This is a genomic window from Pseudomonas sp. NPDC090592 (genome assembly GCF_044769185.1).
GTDB lineage: Bacteria > Pseudomonadota > Gammaproteobacteria > Pseudomonadales > Pseudomonadaceae > Aquipseudomonas.
This window is the reverse complement of record NZ_JBIVXJ010000044.1, coordinates 1-16,933: the sequence shown is the minus strand read 5'-3', so window position 1 is coordinate 16,933 and position 16,933 is coordinate 1. Positions and strand designations below refer to the sequence as shown.

The window sequence follows — 16,933 nt, the reverse complement described above, 5'->3', positions numbered from 1 at the left end:
GTCACTCCTTCCAGTCGGTCGAGGGTTTTTCCCACAGGTTGATCCCGCCTTCCACGGCGTACTGGTCGATGGCGGCCAACTCTTCGGCACTGAACGCCAGGTTGTCGAGCGCAGCAACGTTCTCGGTGATCTGCTCGGGCCGGCTGGCACCGATCAGGGCAGACGTTACGCGAGGGTCACGCAGCGTCCAGGCCAGCGCCAGTTGGGCCAGGCTCTGGCCGCGCTGACGGGCGATGTCGTTCAGGGCGCGGGCACGGGCGATGTTGGCTTCTGACAAATGCTGGGGCAGCAATGAGCCGCCGCCAGCGCGGTTGACCCGAGCATCGGCAGGAATGCCATTCAGGTACTTGTCGCTCAGCATCCCCTGGGCCAGCGCCGTGAACACAATCACCCCGGCGCCCACTGTTTCGGTGGTATCGAGCAGGTCGCGCTCGATCCAGCGGTTGAACAGGTTGTACGACGGCTGGTGAATCAGCAGCGGCACCTTCAATGCCTCAAGCAATGCCGCTATTTCGGCGGTTTTCCCGGCCGAATAAGAAGAAATACCAATGTACAGCGCCTTGCCCTGGCGCACGATGTCGGCCAGCGCAATGGCCGTTTCTTCAAGTGGCGTGTCGGCATCGAAGCGATGCGAATAAAAGATGTCGACATAGTCCAGGCCCAATCGCGCCAGGCTCTGGTCCAGGCTGGAAATCAGGTATTTGCGCGAACTCCCACCCTGCCCGTACGGCCCCGGCCACATATCCCAGCCGGCCTTGCTGGAGATGATCAGCTCGTCGCGGTAACTGCGCAGGTCTTCACGCAGCAGCCGGCCGAAGTTGGTCTCGGCGCTGCCATAAGGCGGGCCGTAGTTGTTGGCCAGGTCGAAATGGTTGATGCCGGCATCGAACGCCGTGTGCAGCAAGGCGCGCTGGGTGGTGACAGGCGTAGCATCGCCAAAATTGTGCCACAGGCCCAGCGACAAGGCCGGCAGCACCAGGCCGCTGCGGCCCACGCGGCGATAAGGCATGTGCGCATAGCGCTCGGGGTTCGCGAAGTAGCTCATGGTTGACCTCGTTGGGCAAAGTAAGGGTTGGCTGGGCGCTGCAAGCCCAGGTGTTCTCGCAGGGTGTGGCCTTGGTACTGGCGGCGGAACAGGCCACGCCGCTGCAACTCGGGCACCACATGCAGGGCGACGTCTTCCAGGCCCAGGGGCAGGTGCGGCACCAGCACATTGAAGCCATCGGCAGCGCCGCCTTCGAACCAGGCTTGCAGTTCATCGGCTATCTGTACCGGCGTGCCGACCAGGCTGTAGTGCCCTCGCCCCCCGGCAATGCGCCGGCCCAACTGGGCCAGGGTCAGTTGCTCGTTGCCGGCCAGTTCGGTCAGTAACTGCTGGCGGCTGCGTTGGCCGTCTGCGGTGGGCGGCAGCTCCGGCAGCGGGCCGTCCAGCGGGTAACCGGACAGGTCGAAATTGCCCAGCATGCGCCCAAGCAGGCCAACCCCGACACGGGGGTCTACCAGCCTCTGGAACGCGTCGTACTTGTCCTCGGCCTGCGCCTGGCTTTGCCCCACGACCACGAACACGCCGGGCATGATTTTCAGTGATTGCTCATCGCGCCCATGCGCGGCCAGGCGCCCTTTGAGGTCGGCGTAGAAGGCCTGTGCGCGGGCCAGGCTGGGCTGGGCGGTAAACACCACTTCGGCGCTTTGGGCAGCTAGCTCACGGCCGGTCTCGGACGAGCCGGCCTGCACCAGCACCGGCCGCCCCTGTGGCGAGCGGGCGACGTTGAGCGGGCCCTTGACGCGAAAGTGCTCGCCGACATGGTCAAGGGCGCGCACGGCTTGCGGGTCGTGGAACCGGCCACTGGCCTTGTCACGCACGAAGGCGTCGTCGGCCCAGCTGTCCCACAGGCCCTGCACCACCTGCTGGAATTCTCGGGCGCGGGCATAGCGCTCGGCATGCGCAATGTGCGCCTGGCGGCCGAAGTTGCCGGCTTCTGCGGCCGCGTCGGAGGTGACTAGGTTCCAACCGGCCCGGCCTGCGGACAGGTGATCGAGCGAGGCAAACTTGCGCGCCACATGGTACGGCTCGTTGTAGCTGGTGGTGGCGGTGGCGATCAGGCCGATGCGCTGGGTGAGTGCGCTGAGCGCCGACAGCAGGGTCAAGGGTTCGAAGTACACCGAGCGGGCGCTGTGGCTGGCCAGCGGGTCGCTGGGCGCGGCGACGCTGTCGGCGACGAACAAGGCATCGAAGCAGGCGGCTTCGGCGATTTGTGCGGTGCGCTTGTAGGTGGCGAAATCCAGCGGGTCGGCCGGTACGTCCGGGTGGCGCCAGGCGGCCACGTGGTGACCGGTGGCCATGAGGAAAGCACCCAGGCTCATTTGGCGGGGCATGTTGTTCTCCTTGTCGGAAAAGGTCGCGATCCCGGTGGGAGCAACTGTCTTGTTCAAAATCTTCAAGCTCGCACAATCTCTGTGGGAGCGGGCATGCCCGCGAACACCGGCAAAGCCGGTGCCATCCACCGCGTTGCCTGTTTCGCGGCGGTTCGACGCCTCGACGCGCCCGCTCCCACAAAAAGCGGCGCCGCGTCAGAAATCCTTGCGCAGTTGCACGCCGAAGTAGCGCCCGTCATCGCGCGGTACCGAGCGGTAGATGTAGTCGCCACCACTGGCCAGCAACTGCGCATACGACTTGTCGCCCAGGTTCTTGCCCAGCAGCGCCACGCGCCAGCCAGCGTTGTAATCGGCCAGGGCAATGCTGGCGTTCCAGATGCCATAGGCGCCCTGCACGGTGTCCGGGTTCTGGTCGAGGCTGAACTGCACGGCGTCCTGCCAGCTGTAGTCGCTGCTCAGTTCCACATCCAGGCCGTTGTCCAGCGGGATGACGTAATCGGCGCGCAGGTAGGTCTTCCAGTCCGGCGTAAATGGCAGGCGGCCACCGTCGATGTTGCAGTTGGCTGCCGCACCCGCAGGGCAGTTGAAATGGTCGACGCGGGCCTTGGTGTAAGCTACGGCGGTCGACAGCTTCAGGCGCGAAGTGGCCTGGAAGCTGGCGTCCAGTTCCACACCCTGGGTCTTGACCTTGCCGGCGTTGACCAACCGGGTCACCACCTGGTTGGCCACGGTGTCGTAGAAGTTGGCCTGGTAGTTGTCGTAATCGGTGTGGAACACCGCCAGGTTGGCGGTCAGGCGGTTGTCCAACGCCGTGCTTTTCAGGCCGATTTCGTAGGCATCGGAGGTCTCGGGCTTGAGCGCCTCGGTGTCACGCGGCTGCATGTTGAAGAACACGTTGTAAGCCGGGCCCTTGTAGCCGCGCGAGTAGGTGACGTAGCCGGTCAGGTTGTCGTTGAAGTCGTATTGCAGGCCGGTCCGGCCGCTCCAGCCGTCCTCGTCCACCGAGCCGGAACTTGCGGTCGAGGGCTGGATACCGGTCACGGCAGTGGCCGAGGTGGAGACACGACGGTGGTCATACTCAAGGTCGTCGTGGGTCCAGCGCAGGCCGAATATGGCTCGCAGGTCGTCGGTGAAATTGAAGGTGTTCTCGCCGAACAACGCGACACTGTCGTTGCTGGTGGAATAGTCGGCGCGACCACTGTTGGCGACACCACCGTTGACCGACAGGCGCTGGTAGGTCTCGTTTGAAGTGCCGTGCATGTAGAAGGCACCAAGCACGTACTCGTTGAACTGGCCTTTCGGTGAGGTCAGGCGGAACTCCTGGCTGTACTGGTCATAGTCCACCGTGCCCTTGTCATGGGATGCGGTCACCGGCAGCAACGCACGGCGGTCACCGTCCTGGTACTGGGTATTGTCCCAGCCGCGCCAGGCGCTGATCGAGGTCAGGGTGTAGTCGCCCAGCTGCCAGTCCAGCTGCGCCGACAGCCCCTGGTTCTCGTCCTCGACGTGGGTGTTGAAGTCGCTGTTGATGTCGCGGTTGTGCGCGCTGGGCGTCACCGGGCGCAACTGGCTGGCAAATGCAGCGCTGGCGCTGGTGATCACGCCGCTGGGCAAGGTGTCCTCACCCTTCATGTAGTCGGCGATCAGGGTCAGGCGCAGGTCTTCGTTGGGTTCGAACTCCAGCTTGCCGCGGGCGCCTTTGCGTTCGTAGCCATTGACATCGTGACCATTGGCGACGTTCTCGACATTGCCATCGTAGTCGCCCCACAAGGTGCTCAACGAGCCCTTCAGCTGCTCGTTCAGGCGCCCGCCTATGCCAAAGCGCAGGCGGTTCTCGTCGCCACCACCAAAATGCGAGTAGTCCACATAGCCCTGGGTCTGCTCGGGGATGGCCTTGCTGACCACATTGAGCACACCGGCCGAGGCGTTCTTGCCAAACAGCGTACCCTGCGGCCCGCGCAGCACTTCGATGCGCTCCAGATCCAGCAGGTCCAGGGTCGACTGGCCCGGGCGACCGAACACCACGCCGTCAACCACCGTTGCCACCGTTGGCTCGACACCCGGCGAGGTGGAAATGGTACCCACGCCACGGATGAACAGCGAAGTGTCCTTGTTGGAAGCGCCGGCGCGATAATTGAGCGTAGGCACCTGCTGGACGATGCTGGCAACGTTGTTGCGGTTGTCGCGCTCCATCTGCTCGCCATCGATCACCGACACTGCCACCGGTACTTCCTGCAAGGTGGCTTCACGACGCGTGGCGGTAACGGTAACAGCGCCCAATGCAGTGGCCTGCGGAGCGCCCGCTTCAACCGGTTCGGCTGCCTGGGCGCCTTGGCCGAAAGCGGCCAGAAGGATTGCTGCGGCCAGTGGCCGACGTTGCGTAGCGGGGAACGGTGTACGGCTTTTATGCATGATGCTCACTGCCTCGGGAAACCAGACCAGGCCCCATCTCGCGGGGCCGACACGGAATTGCTGTGGTTGTCTGGTCTCGCTCGTGCGAGTGGCAGGCGCTTGCCAACAGCAGCGCTTGTTAGCGCTAACATGAGCAAGTATCAGAGAGCGTTGTTTAGCACGTCAAATACTTAAAAATACGATTGATATGCAATAAAGCTATTTGCCAAGCGCGTTGTCGTTAGCGCTAACATCGCGCCATTTCTCCAGGAGGCAGCCCGGTGAGCCAGGCCAAGGATCCCCCACGCAAACGTCGCGGCGCAGGCCGTGTCACCCTCGCCGAGGTGGCGCGGGCCGCCGAGGTCTCGGCCATCAGCGTGTCGCGCTACTTCAACCAGCCAGAGCAGGTTTCACCGCCGTTGCGCGAACGTATCGAAGCCGCTGTACAGGCGCTGGGCTATGTGCCCAACCTGGTCGCAGGGGGGCTGGCCTCGGCGCGCGGGCGCATTGTCGGCATGGTGATCCCGAACATCTCCGGGCCGATCTTCGCCCAGACTATCCAGGCCTTCAGCGATACCCTCGGCAGGCATGGCTATCAGCTGCTGCTGGCGTCCAGTTACTTCAGCGAAGCGCAGGAAGAAAGCGCGGTGCGGGCCTTTCTTGGCTGGTCGCCGGCGGCCTTGGTGGTCACTAGCCATTTCCATAGCCCGACCACGGAAAAGATGCTGGCCGACGCCGACGTGCCCGTGGTGGAAATCTGGGATTACCGCCCGGAACGGGCGCCGTTGCAGGTAGGTTTTCTTCATCATCAGGTGGGCGTGCAGGCTTGCCGTTACTTGCTGGGCAAGGGCCACCGGCGCATCGCATTCGTGCAGAACAGTGCAGCCGGTGACCTTAGCGCGCTGGAGCGGCGTGACGGCTATGTCGAGGCATTGCAGGAAGCCGGGCTCGAGCCTTGGGTATTCGTGCCTTGGGCCGACTGCGCGCCGTTCGAGGCGGGCAAGCAGGCCATGCAAGCGTTGATCCGCCGTGCTCCACGGCCCGAAGCAATCATCTTCGCCAATGACAACCTGGCCGCTGGCGCCCTGCTGGCCGGCCAACGCGCCGGTTTGCGCCTGCCTGAAGACATGGCCATCGTCGGCTTTGGCGATTACCCCTTTGCCGACATGCTGTTGCCCAGCCTGACCACCCTGCGCCCACCCTCGCGGGAAATTGGCGAAGTGGCGGCGCTGCGGGTGCTGCAGCACCTGGGGGTGGTGGAGTGTGAAGGTGAGGTACCGCGGCTGAACCTGTTGGCGTGTGAGCTGATTGCCCGGGAGAGCGCGTAAGGGGCACAGCGGTTGTGACATTCCAGGCAATGAGGATTATTCTCCTCTGGTATGTCCCACCGCCCCACTATGTGAGCGCCGTATATGAAAATCGATGACATGGACGCCTTCGTGGCGGTCATCCGTTGCCAGTCGACCAACCTCGCCGCCGAGGCGTTGCAACTGACCCAGCCGGCCATCACCCGCCGGGTGCAAAACTTCGAGGAAGACCTGGGCGCCACCCTGCTCGACCGCAACACCAAACCCCTGAAGCCCACCCCCATGGGCCTGCGGGTGTACGAGCAGTGCAAGGCGATACTGCGTGAGATCGACTCGTTGCGCGAACTGGTGGCCAACGACGGTGCACCGTCCGGCACCCTGCGCCTGGGCGTTCCGCAAACCCTGGGCGATGTGGTGCTGCTCGATGCCCTGGCACAAATCCGTGAAACCTACCCGGACCTGCGCACCCAGGTTACCAGCGGCTGGGGCAGCAGCCTGATCGCCCGCATGGAAAACGGCGAACTGGATGCCGCCGCCGCCCTGTTCCCACCGGGCAAGATCTTCCCCGAGGGCATTGCCAGCCAGTCGATCGCCCGCATGCCGCTACGGGTGGTGGCGGCCAAGGGCAGTAGCGGCAAGCGCAGCGTCAAGCTGAAAGACTGCTACACCCGCGGCTGGGTGCTCAACCCCGACGGTTGCGGCTTCCGCGCCGGGCTGCAGCGTGCCCTGAGCGAACAAGGGCTGAGCCTGTCGATCAACCTGGAGACCTTTGGTACCGAGTTGCAATTGGGCCTGGTGGCCAATGGGCAGGGGCTCGGGCTGGTGCCCGAACCGTTGTTGCAGAACAGCCGCCATCGGGATGCGCTGGACGTGGTCAATGTGACGGACTTCAAACCGCAGGTGGACCTGTGGCTGTTCCACCCGCGCTACCTGGGCAATTTGCAGGAGCCCGTAGAACTGTTCGGCCGGGTGGCTGGCCAGCAGCTCTGTGGTTGAGCCGAAGCGCAGCACAATTCCCTGTAGGAGCGGCCTTGCGTCGCGAAAGGGCTGCGCAGCAGCCCCCCTGGCCCACCTCATTAAAATAACAAATTCGCATAACAGTTAACTTACGTAATTCTTACAGCAAATAATTAGCATAGAACTAAAAAGACTTTTACAGCGGTCATCCATACGAATACGGTCTTAGAAACCCACCGTGTTCCAGGGATGAATACCCATGAGTCACCCCCCTTGCGCCAGCGCACTTGCCGAACTCACCCAGGCCCTGGCCGCCAACGCCGAACGTTACGATCGCAGCGGTCAGTTCCCCGCCGACAACTTCAACCTGCTGCACCGCCATGGCCTGCTGGGTTTCACGGTGCCCCGCGCCCTGGGCGGCGGCGGTGCCGACCTGGCCAGTGCACGCCAGGTGATCGCCGCCGTCGGCAAAGGTTGCCCGTCGACCGCCTTGATCCTGGTGATGCAGTACCTGCAGCACTTTCGCCTGCAAGACGAAGCCCGCTGGCCTGAGCACCTGCGCCTGCAAGTGGCCCGCACCGCAGTGGCCGACGGCGCGCTGATCAACGCATTTCGCGTCGAACCGGAACTGGGCACCCCCGCCCGTGGCGGCCTGCCGGCCACCCTCGCCCGGCGCACTGCCGAAGGCTGGCGGTTGTCCGGGCGCAAGCTCTACTCCACCGGCAGCCACGGCCTGACCTGGTACCTGGTATGGGCCCGCAGCGACGACCAGGACCCACTGGTGGGCGGCTTCCTGGTGCACAAGGACACCCCGGGCATTCGTATCGTCGAAGACTGGGATCACCTGGGCATGCGCGCCACCTGCAGCCATGAGGTGCAGTTCGACGAGGTGCTGATCCCGCTCGACCACGCCGTCAGCGTCAGCCCGGCCAGCGCACCGCGCCCCGAACTCGACAGCACAGGCTTGCTGTGGATGGCAGTGCTGTTACCGGCGCTTTACGACGGTGTGGCCCAGGCGGCACGCGACTGGCTGGTGCAGTTCCTGAACCAGCGGGTGCCGTCCAACCTGGGTGCACCGCTGGCCAGCCTGCCGCGCTTCCACGACGTGGTCGGGCGTATCGACACGTTGCTGTTCGCCAACCAGAGCCTGCTTAACGCGGCCGTGACCGGACAGGTCGATCCGCGCCATGCCGGGCAGCTCAAGCACCTGGTCAGCCGCAACGCCATACAGGCCGTAGAGCTGGCCATCGAGGCTGCCGGCAACCCTGGCCTGTCGCGGCGCAACCCGCTGGAGCGACACTACCGTGATGTGCTGTGCAGCCGCATCCACACCCCTCAGGACGACGTGGTGCTCGGCCATGTCGGCCGCGCTGCACTGACGCAGGTGGCGGCATGAGCCATTCGATCATCGCCAGCCAGCTGGACGCCCCGGCCAACCAATACCTGCGCGACCACTTGCCCGACCACGAGGTGATCGATATCGCCCCGGGCCAGTTGCAGCTGGATGTCCCCGCCGACGTGTTCATCGTGCGCCCGATCAACGTACGCGGTCACCGCGTAGACAACCCGCCAGCCGGCTGGCCTTGGTCGTTGCGCTGGGTACAGGTGGTTTCTTCGGGCATCGACTTCTACCCCGACTGGGTGTTCCAGGGCCCGCCGGTCACCAGTGGCCGCGGCGCCAACGCCGAGCAGGTAGCCGAGTTCGCCCTGGCGCTGGTGTTTGCCGCTGCCAAGCAATTGCCGGGCCTGTGGGTAAAGGATGCCGACTGGCGCCTTACGCCGTTGGCCCCCGTACGTGGCCGCACCCTGGGCATCTTCGGCTTTGGCAGCATTGGCCAGAGCCTGGCACGCAAGGCAAGCGCCCTGGGCATGCCGGTACTGGCGCTTAACCGCCCAGGCCAGCCCATTGCCGAGGTGCCGGGCGTGCAGCGCGTCGACAACCTGCAGCAGCTGTTTGCCGGCAGCGATCACCTGGTGATCGCCGCCCCGCTCACCCCCGCAACCCGTGGCCTGATCGGCCGCCAGGTACTGGCCCAAGCCAAGCCAGGGCTGCATCTGGTCAACATCGCCCGCGGCGGCCTGCTGGACCAGGATGCCCTGCTCGATGCCCTGGACAGCGGGCTGATCGGCCGCGCCAGCCTCGATGTCACCGAACCCGAGCCACTGCCGGCAGGCCACCCGCTGTACCACCACCCACGGGTATTCCTGTCGCCGCACACCTCAGCCATTTCCGAGGATGGCTACCCCGCCTTGCTCGAAGCCTTTATCGACAATTTCGCCCGTTACCGCGAGCAGGTGCCACTGCACAACCTGGTCGATACCCAGCGCGGCTACTGAACCACACATTCTGGAGAACACCATGACTGCACTGTCTATCGTCACCCCCCAGGAAAACACTGTGCGCCAACGGGTCAGCGCCGAAGAATGGGAGGTGCGGGTAAAGCTGGCGGCGGCCTACCGGCTGGCCGCACTGTTCCGCTGGACCGACCACATCTACACGCATTTTTCGGCACGTGTACCGGGGCCTGACGAGCACTTCCTGATCAACGCCTTCGGCCTGCTGTTCGACGAGATCACCGCGTCCAACCTGGTGAAGGTGGACGTGGACGGCACCATCATCGACGACCCGCTGGGCCTGGGCATCAACCAGGCAGGCTATGTGATTCACAGTGCCATCCACCGCGCCCGGCATGACCTCAAGGCCGTGCTGCACACCCACACCCGCGATGGCGCGGCGGTGTCGGCCCAGCGCGATGGCCTGCTGCCGATCTCGCAGCACGCCTTGGCGTACTACAGCCGCGTGGTGTACCACGACTACGAAGGCGTTGCCCTGGACCTGGACGAGCAGCAACGGCTGGTGGCCAACCTGGGTGACAGCAACATCCTGATCTTGCGCAATCACGGGCTGCTGACCGGAGGTGTCAGCGTGGAACATGCCTTCCGCGAACTGCACGGGCTGGAGCGGGCCTGCAACATCCAGGTGGCGGCGCAGGCCGGGGGCAATGACCAGTTGCTGCATGCAGCGCCGGCAGCGATTGCCAAGGTGCATGAGCAGTCGAAACGGTTTTCCGATGGGTTGGGGGAAGGCATTCAGCGGCATTGGGATGCACTGATCCGGCAACTGGACCGGGAGGGGCTGGATTACCAGGACTGACAGGTTTTCTGTGGCCTGTACCGGCCTCTTCGCGGGCACGCCCGCTCCCACAGGGATCGCACCGATCTTGAAATGCATGCAGTACCTGTGGGAGCGGGCGTGCCCGCAAAGAGGCCAGCACAGGCAAAATCACTATCACGCAAGGATCACCCAATGCCCCCATTCCACCTGGCCAGAAACCTGCTGGCCTGCGCCACCCTGGCCTTCACACTCGCCGGCTGCTCCCCTTCCAGCGAAGAAAGCACCAGCAAAACCCTGAACATCGCCTTCTGGGGCGACAACACCACGCTGGTCAGCGTCGACCCGTTCCAGGTCTACTGGCTGGAGCACCGCGTATTGCTGCGCAACGTCGCCGAATCGCTGACCGACCAGGACCCGGCCACAGGCCGCATCATCCCCTGGCTGGCGACCAGCTGGGAGGTCAGCGACGACGCCCTGCAGTACACCTTCCACCTGCGCCAGGACGTCACCTTCAGCAACGGCGAGCGCTTCGACGCCCAAGCCGTGAAAACCGCCTTCGACAGCAACAAGGCCTTCGCCACACAACTGCCCGCCACCTTTGGCGCCACCTACCTGGCAGGCTTCGACCATGCCGAAGTGGTCGACCCGTTCACCGTACGCCTGGTGCTGTCGCGCCCCAACGCCGGCTTCCTGCAGGCCACCTCCACCACCAACCTGGCCATCCTCGCCCCCGCCTCCTACGCGCTCAGCGCCCAGGAGCGCTCGCTGGGCAAGATCATTGGCACCGGCCCGTTCACCCTCGAACACTACACCCCGGAAGTCGGCGCGAGCCTGGTCAAGCGGGCGGACTACGCCTGGGCCTCGGCCAACGTCAAAAACCCCGGCGCGGCCTACCTCGACCGCGTGGAGATCAGCTACATCCCCGAAGAAAGCGTGCGCAACGGCCTGTTCCTGCAGGGCAAGGCCGACATCCTCTGGCCGCGCAACCCGTTTTCCGAAGTTGACCTGAAACTGTTCCAGGCAAAAGGCGCGACCATCCAGAGCCGCTCGCTGCCAGGCCCGGCGCTCAACCTGTACCCCAACACCCGCAACGACCGCCTGCTCGGCGACCGCCAGGTGCGCCTGGCCCTGCAGAAGGCCATCGACCGCACCAGCTATGCGCACACCGTATACAACGCCGAGTTCCCGGTAGTAACCGGGGTGTATGACGTGACCACACCGTACTTCAAGCCTCAAGCCGACAAGCTCGCCTACGACCCGCAAGGCGCCGAACGCCTGCTGGATGCTGCCGGCTGGAGCAAGGGTGACGATGGCTACCGGCACAAGGACGGCAAACGCCTGACCCTGCGCTACAACCTAACCCCTGCCGAAAGCGCCGGTGATGTGCTGGTACAGGACCAACTGCGCAAGGTCGGCATCGACCTCAAGCTGAACGTGCTGACCCGGGCCGAATGGGTGGCCGGCAATGCCTCGGGCAACTACGACCTCACCTCTACCTACATGACCCGCGCCGACCCGATCATCCTGCAGACCATTCTCGACCCACGCGCCGCCAGCAGCGCCACCCTGGCGACCAATACCTACGAGCCGCACACCCTGGCCCAGGCGCAGACCTTGTTCGACGACGGCATCACTGCCACACGCGACGCTCAACGCGCCCAGGCCTACGGGCAGTTGCAGGACCTGCTGGTGGATGAAGCCTCGGCATTCCCGCTGTACGAACGCGTCTGGCAGGCCGCTACCGCACCACGGGTCAAGGACTTCCGCTGGACAGCCGAGGGCTTTGCTTTCCTCAGTGACATCCAGGTCGCGCAGCCATGAACCGCTACCTGATCGGCCGCATCGGCCAGGCGCTGCTGGTACTGTGGGGCGCCTACACCATCACCTACTTCATCCTGTACATGCTGCCCGGCGACACCTTGGCGATCATGCTCAGTGCCTCGGGCATGGAAGCCGATGGGCTGTCGCCCGAGGACCTGGCCAAGGCACGTGCCTACTACGGGCTGGACAAGGGTATCTTCGAGCAGTACTTCGACCTGCTGTGGCGTGCACTGCATGGCGACCTGGGCCAGTCGCTGTCGTTGAACCGGCCGGTAACCGCACTGCTGGCCGAGCGCCTGCCGCAAACCCTGGCGCTGGCCGGCTTTGCCATCGTGCTGTCGTTGCTGGGTGGCATCGGCCTGGCCTACCTCACCGCCTACCTGCAATGGCAACCCTTGAAAGTTGCGCTGTCGCGCTTGCCATCACTGGGCTTTTCGGTGCCGGTGTTCTGGATGGGGCTGCTGCTGATCCAGGTGTTCGCCTTCGGCCTGGGCTGGTTCCCGGCCACCGGCAGCCAGGGTTTTGCCAGCCTGGTGCTGCCGGCCGTGACGTTGGCCATCCCCAGCGCCGCGGTATACGCCCAGGTGCTGCAGCGCGGCTTTCAGGGGGTGTGGCAGGAGCCATACATCGCCACCGCATTCGCCAAGGGCCTGAGCCGTGCCCAAGTGCAGGCGCGTCACGGCATGCGCAATGCCGCATTACCGATCCTCACCCTGGTCGGCCTGCAAGTGGGTAATACGGTGTCCGGGGCGGTACTGGTCGAGACCATCTTCTCGCGCAACGGTGTGGGCCGGCTTGCCCAGGAGGCGGTGCTAAGGCAGGACATTCCGGTGGTGCTGGCAATTGTTGCGGTGTCTGCGGCCGCCTTCGTGCTGGTGAACCTGATCGTCGACCTGCTCTACCCGTACCTCGACCCCCGTATCGCTCACGCCACGAAGGTGACCTGACCATGACCGCCGATACTCACCCCTTGCGAGCCGCTGCCCCGCCGGCAACCTGGAAGCGCCGCACCCGCCTGCAACGCCTGGGCCAGGCACTCGCGCCTTTGTTGGCACGCCCGGGCTTCAGCCTGGCGCTGGTGGTGGTGCTGTTCGCCGTGCTGGCGGCACTGGCGCCGCACTGGCTGACCAGCTTCGACCCCTATGCCACGTCGCCCCTGGACAAACTACGGGCGCCCAGCGCCACCCACTGGTTCGGCACCGACGAGTTGGGCCGCGACCTGTATACCCGCGTGGTGTATGGCGCCCGCCTGTCGGTGCAGGCGGCACTGCTGGCAGTTGGCATCGCCTTGGCCGGTGGCCTGACCCTTGGCGTGCTGGCCGGGTTTGCCGGCGGCCGCGTGGATGCCGCCCTGATGCGCCTGGTGGATGTGCTGCTGGCCCTGCCAGGCCTGCTGCTGGCCCTGGCCATCGTCACCGCCATCGGGTTTGGCACGGTGCCGGTAGCGATTGCTGTCGGTGTCGGCATTATCCCCGGCTTTGCCCGCACCACCCGCGGCGAAGTGCTGCGGGTCAAGACCCTGCCTTATGTCGAGGCCGCACGCCTGGGGGGCGCCAGCTGGCGCCGCACCTTGCTGCGGCATGTGCTGCCCAATGCCTGGGGGCCGGTGGCGGTGCTGGCCACGCTGGACTTCGGCGCCGCCATCCTGGCCACCGCCGGCTTGAGCTTCCTCGGCTTTGGCGCAGCACCGCCAGCAGCTGAATGGGGCACCTTGATCGCCAACGGCCGGCACTTTTTGATCACCGCCCCTTGGGTATCGCTACTGCCTGGCCTGTTCGTGGTCGCGGTGGTGTTCAGCCTCAACCACCTGGCCCGTACCTTCGAGGAGCACGCACGATGAACGACCAGCCACTGCTTGCCGTGCGCGACCTGTGCATCAGCTACCGCGCAGCCAGCCATACCACGCAAGCCGTCAAACACCTCAGCTTCAGCATGGCCCAGGGTGAAACCGTGGCCATTGTCGGCGAATCGGGCTCGGGCAAGTCGACCCTGGCCAACGCCCTGCTCAGCCTGCTGCCTGCTACCGCGCACATCGACAGCGGCCAATTGTGGGTAAACGGACTGGATGTAGCGCGGGCCAGTGAACGGCAGAAACGTCAGTTACGCGGGCGCACCATAGGCCTGGTGCCGCAGGACCCGATGGTCAGCCTCAACCCCACCTTGCGCATTGGCGAGCAGATCGGCGAAGCGCTGGTGCTGGCCCAGGGCGGCCGGTCGCGCAGCGTCGATGCCGATGTGCTGGAGCTGCTCACTCAGGTTGGCTTGGACAACCCGCCCTTGCGCGCCCGCCAATACCCACACGAACTGTCTGGCGGCATGCGCCAACGGGTGCTGATTGCCATTGCCATGGCCGGCAACCCGCGCCTGATCATCGCCGACGAACCCACCAGCGCACTGGACGTAACCGTGCAGCGCAAGATCCTCGATCATTTGCAGCGGCTGGTGGCCGAGCGTGGCATCTCGCTGCTGATCATCACCCACGACCTGGGCATGGCCACCGACCGCGCCGACCGCCTGCTGGTGATGAAGCAGGGCGAACTGGTGGAGCAAGGCCCACCCGCGCAGATCGTGCAGGCACCGCAGCACCCTTACACCCGCGCCCTGCTCAATGCAGCGCCGGCATTCAGTGCCCGTCGCCAGCCTCGGCATCTGGCGCCGGGTTCAAAGCCGATTCTCAGCCTGCAAGGGGTTGGCAAGGCCTTCGACCTGCCCAAGGTAAAAGGCCAGGACAACCGTTTTGTCGCCCTGCAAGGCCTCGACTTGCAGGTGCACCCCGGGCAGACACTGGCCATTGTCGGCGAGTCGGGTTCGGGCAAGAGCACCACCTTGCGCATTGCCTTGGGCCTGGAAGCACCCAGCCAAGGCCGCATTCTGTTCGACCAGCAGGACGTCACCGGTTACAGCTGGCAGCAGTTTCGGCCCTTGCGCCAGCGTATGCAGCTGGTGCAGCAGAACCCCTTCGCCGCCCTCGACCCACGGTTTACCGTGTTCGACAGTATCGTCGAGCCGCTGGTGTCGTTTGGCCTTCTCAAAGGTGCCGCATTGGAGCAGCGTGCACGCGAACTGGTCGAGCGCGTGCACCTGCCGCTCAGCTACCTTGACCGCCTGCCTCGCGAATTGTCGGGTGGCCAGCGCCAACGCGTGGCTATCGCCCGGGCGCTGGCGTTGCAGCCGGAGTTGCTGCTGCTCGACGAGCCAGTGAGTGCGCTGGATGTGTCGGTACAGGCACAGATTCTGGCACTGCTGGAGGAGCTGCAACGGGATCTGGGCATGGCGTATGTGCTGGTGTCGCATGACCTGGCGGTGGTCGCCAGCATGGCTGATCAGGTGCTGGTGCTGCGCCAGGGGCAGGTGGTGGAGCATGGACCGGTTGAACAGGTCTTCGAGCGGCCGGTGCACGACTATACGCGGGAGTTGATGGCCGCAATTCCGCGCAGTCTGGCTACGACCGCTGCTTGATTCAACCAGTCACCGCCCAACATATAATGCGCATAAAGCATTTTGGATAATTAACCAAATGCACATTAAGCATTATTAGCATAGGTCCAAAAAACCTTTCACAACCCTACCCACACCACGTTATGGTCTACCCAACAAGACCGACCCCACACCTGGCGGAGGCCATCTACCACAGCCCCGCCAGGCAGTCTCCCCTGCATCACGCAGCGCTCCTGTCGCGGCTCGATTCGCCCACTCAACAGTACAGGAGCTTCACCCATGAGCCTCGAATTCATCGGCCTCATCGGCCCGCAGGAAAGCAGCGAATCCCAAGCGCCACGCGGCCCGCTGGTTGATCTGGAGTTCATCAAGGCCTTCTCCCAGGCCCAGGAATACGGCGGTTTCGACAAGGCGCTGCTGGCGGTCAACACCAGTGCGCCAGACTCGATGATCCTAGCCAGCTACGTGGCAGCGCTTACCGAGCGCATCGGCCTGCTGGTCGCCCACCGCCCAGGGTTCCAGGCGCCAACCTTCGCTGCCCGCCAGTTCGCCACCCTCGACCAGCTGAGTCGCGGCCGGGCCTCGATCAACGTCATCACCGGCGGCGACAGCGGCGACCTGCAGCGCGACGGCGACTTCCTCGACAAGGATGCCCGTTATGCCCGCACGGATGAGTACCTGCAGGTGCTGCGCAACACCTGGACCCGCCACGAACCCTTCGACCACCAAGGCACCCACTACCGCGTCGAGGACAACCTGACGCTGGTCAAGCCGGTGCAGCACCTGCCGATCTATTTTTCCGGCGCGTCGGACGCCGCCGTCGAAGTGGCTGCCAAGCACGCCGATGTGTACATGATGTGGGGCGAGCCGCTGGAGCAGGTGCGCGAGCGCATCGCCAAGGTGCGCAAGGCCGCAGCCCGCTACGGGCGCGAAAAGCACATCCGCTTCAGCCTGTCGTTGCGGCCGATTCTGGGGGGCACCGAGGCCGAAGCCTGGACCCGCGCCGAGCGTATCCTGGCCGACGCCCAGGAACGCATCGGCATCCGCCAGGGCAACCGCCGCGAGAAGAACTTCGGCAAGAGCAATGCCGGCTCCGAACGCCTGGTGCAGTTGGCCAGCCAACGCAAGGTGCATGACACCCGGCTGTGGACCGAGATTGCCGCGCTAGGTGGCGGTGCAGGTAACTCCACTTCGCTGGTGGGGACGGCGGACCAGGTGGCCGAGGCCGCATTGGCCTACTACGACCTGGGGGTTACCACCTTCCTGTTCCGTGGGTTCGACCAGTTGCGTGATGCGGTTGAGTATGGGCAAGACCTGATTCCTCGAATCCGGGCACTGGTCGAACAGCGCGAGGCCGGGCGCAGCACGCGCACGGCCTAGATCTTTGATCTGCAACAGATTGCAATAGGGCTGAGACTCGTATGCCTTGGGCTTTTCAGCGCCTGTGAGATCGAGCGCCGCCCGCGCGGCGCTTCGCGGGGCAAGCCCGCTCCCACATTTGTTGCAACGTGCCGAACCTGTCAGGCCA

At 64.7% G+C, this 16,933-nt stretch carries 13 protein-coding genes; 10 read left to right on the top strand and 3 right to left on the bottom strand.

From position 1 onward, the window contains the following. Position 1: 1 nt before the first annotated feature. The 3 genes from mgrA to ACIQUI_RS26645 form a co-directional block, all read right to left on the bottom strand. Complete coding sequence (mgrA, locus tag ACIQUI_RS26655; protein WP_403203760.1) at positions 2–1,045, bottom strand: L-glyceraldehyde 3-phosphate reductase; 1,044 nt, start codon at positions 1,043–1,045, stop codon at positions 2–4. Next, positions 1,042–2,376 carry an LLM class flavin-dependent oxidoreductase gene (locus ACIQUI_RS26650; RefSeq protein ID WP_403203758.1) on the bottom strand — a complete coding sequence of 445 codons (1,335 nt, stop codon included), beginning with the start codon at positions 2,374–2,376 and terminating at the stop codon, positions 1,042–1,044. The genes mgrA and ACIQUI_RS26650 overlap by 4 nt, the downstream gene beginning before the upstream one ends. A gap of 195 nt (positions 2,377–2,571) precedes the next feature. Next, positions 2,572–4,788 (bottom strand): TonB-dependent receptor, encoded by a 2,217-nt coding sequence (locus ACIQUI_RS26645; RefSeq protein ID WP_403203756.1) that lies wholly within the window; start codon positions 4,786–4,788, stop codon positions 2,572–2,574. 260 nt (positions 4,789–5,048) lie between these two features. Here ACIQUI_RS26645 and ACIQUI_RS26640 point away from each other — a divergent pair, with 260 nt between their 5' ends. From ACIQUI_RS26640 to ACIQUI_RS26595, 10 genes are all read left to right on the top strand, one after another. After that, on the top strand, positions 5,049–6,095 hold the full coding sequence (locus ACIQUI_RS26640; RefSeq protein ID WP_403203754.1) for a LacI family DNA-binding transcriptional regulator: 1,047 nt from the start codon (positions 5,049–5,051) through the stop codon (positions 6,093–6,095). An 84-nt stretch (positions 6,096–6,179) separates the two neighbouring features. Further along, positions 6,180–7,070 carry a LysR family transcriptional regulator gene (locus ACIQUI_RS26635; RefSeq protein WP_403203752.1) on the top strand — a complete coding sequence of 297 codons (891 nt, stop codon included), beginning with the start codon at positions 6,180–6,182 and terminating at the stop codon, positions 7,068–7,070. A 220-nt stretch (positions 7,071–7,290) separates the two neighbouring features. Next, entirely contained in the window at positions 7,291–8,427 is a 1,137-nt protein-coding gene (locus ACIQUI_RS26630; protein WP_403203750.1) for an acyl-CoA dehydrogenase family protein, read from the top strand. Then, entirely contained in the window at positions 8,424–9,368 is a 945-nt protein-coding gene (locus ACIQUI_RS26625) for a D-isomer specific 2-hydroxyacid dehydrogenase family protein (protein ID WP_403203748.1), read from the top strand. Before ACIQUI_RS26630 ends, ACIQUI_RS26625 begins: the two co-directional genes overlap by 4 nt. A 22-nt stretch (positions 9,369–9,390) precedes the next feature. Further along, positions 9,391–10,185, top strand: a complete 795-nt coding sequence (locus ACIQUI_RS26620) for a class II aldolase/adducin family protein (protein ID WP_403203746.1) — start codon at positions 9,391–9,393, stop codon at positions 10,183–10,185. A gap of 153 nt (positions 10,186–10,338) precedes the next feature. Then, a complete protein-coding gene (locus tag ACIQUI_RS26615) occupies positions 10,339–11,967 on the top strand; it encodes an ABC transporter substrate-binding protein (RefSeq protein WP_403203744.1) in 1,629 nt (542 codons plus the stop codon). Then, positions 11,964–12,914: an ABC transporter permease gene (locus ACIQUI_RS26610; protein ID WP_403203742.1), complete on the top strand. Its 951-nt coding sequence runs from the start codon at positions 11,964–11,966 to the stop codon at positions 12,912–12,914. Before ACIQUI_RS26615 ends, ACIQUI_RS26610 begins: the two co-directional genes overlap by 4 nt. A gap of 2 nt (positions 12,915–12,916) precedes the next feature. Beyond that, on the top strand, positions 12,917–13,807 hold the full coding sequence (locus tag ACIQUI_RS26605) for an ABC transporter permease (RefSeq protein WP_403203740.1): 891 nt from the start codon (positions 12,917–12,919) through the stop codon (positions 13,805–13,807). Next, the gene (locus tag ACIQUI_RS26600; protein ID WP_403203738.1) at positions 13,804–15,426 is read left to right on the top strand and encodes a dipeptide ABC transporter ATP-binding protein; all 1,623 of its coding nucleotides are present in this window, start codon (positions 13,804–13,806) and stop codon (positions 15,424–15,426) included. Before ACIQUI_RS26605 ends, ACIQUI_RS26600 begins: the two co-directional genes overlap by 4 nt. A 258-nt stretch (positions 15,427–15,684) precedes the next feature. Further along, positions 15,685–16,785, top strand: coding sequence for an LLM class flavin-dependent oxidoreductase (locus tag ACIQUI_RS26595; protein ID WP_403203736.1), 1,101 nt, complete (start codon positions 15,685–15,687; stop codon positions 16,783–16,785). Positions 16,786–16,933 lie beyond the last annotated feature (148 nt).